Here is a 1,024-nt window from a genome sequence, read left to right on the forward strand (position 1 = left end):
GCATCTCAAAACGGCCCGCCATCGCACGCATCGCGTGCGGGTCGGTCATAAAACGTGTTGCCATGTTGCCTTTCTCCTTAATTTCTTGCGACTCGAGATTTTGTTGTGTTGGACAGTGGATGGGTCCGGTCAGTTACAACGGTGACGTAATGGCCGGACCGAACACCTAAGGATGATCCCCCTCCTGACCAGCACCCACCGGACCGTCTATTCGCTAAACGGTTTGCCCGAGCGATGGGTAACTGGCGTGACCCACTCCGATGTGGGTGTCCTTAGCCTCAAAAGAAGAAACCAGCTAGCCGGCAGCGGCTGCGTTGGCTGCTTCAGTAGCGGCGTACGAACCCGAGCTCATCGACAGCGTGTTCACGAACTGCTCGTGAATCGCCGTAGCCTGGGCGCTGACGGCCTGGTACATCTGCGCGTGCGCGGCAAACTGAGCCGCGGTGAGCGCCGAAACTTCGTCGGCAGCCGCCGGCACCACCCCGGTCGTCGGGGCCGCCGCAGCCGCGTTTTGGGCGCTAAGAGCAGACCCGATACCCTGCAGGGTTCCGGCTGCCGCGGCCAAAGCCTCCGGCTGTGTCGTCACGAACGACATGATTTTTCCTCCTCCATAATCCCCAAACTCTCTGATGAGAGTAGATGACCGTGATCCGTAAAGCCTGATCCGTGGACCGCCCGTTCGCAATTGTTCACGGAACGGTACGGCGAATTCACTTTTAGTAACGACACAGTAACAGCGTAAGGCCGGTTTTGGGGCCCCTGAGCAGCGAAATCACAGCACTGACACTGACTGACCTCCCTCGTTGTCGGTAGCATGCGGGCAGCGGCGTTGCCAGGGGGCCGCGCGGGCAACCGCCGGGATGCAATCTCGTCGCTGGTAAAACGCCCGGGCAGCATCGATTTAGCTAACCATTTCCAGCATTGAGAGCTGCGGCGTTTCGTCAGCCGGCGAACGGCGGGCGGGCCATTACGGTGGGGCGGAAACCGTAGCGGGGGCCGGCGGCGCCGATGCCGCCCTGGCCGC

At 61.2% G+C, this 1,024-nt stretch carries 1 protein-coding gene and 1 pseudogene; both read right to left on the minus strand.

Annotated elements, in window-relative coordinates:
* Positions 1-295: 295 nt before the first annotated feature.
* Positions 296-595: a PE family protein gene (locus ACAG21_RS28075; protein ID WP_090602177.1), complete on the minus strand. Its 300-nt coding sequence runs from the start codon at positions 593-595 to the stop codon at positions 296-298.
* Positions 596-941: 346 nt separating this feature from the next.
* Positions 942-1,024, minus strand: a pseudogene (locus tag ACAG21_RS28080) (hypothetical protein); the annotation flags it as partial.

It is taken from the genome of Mycobacterium sp. pR1184, from assembly GCF_041287235.1.
In the GTDB taxonomy this organism is placed as follows: Bacteria; Actinomycetota; Actinomycetes; order Mycobacteriales; family Mycobacteriaceae; genus Mycobacterium.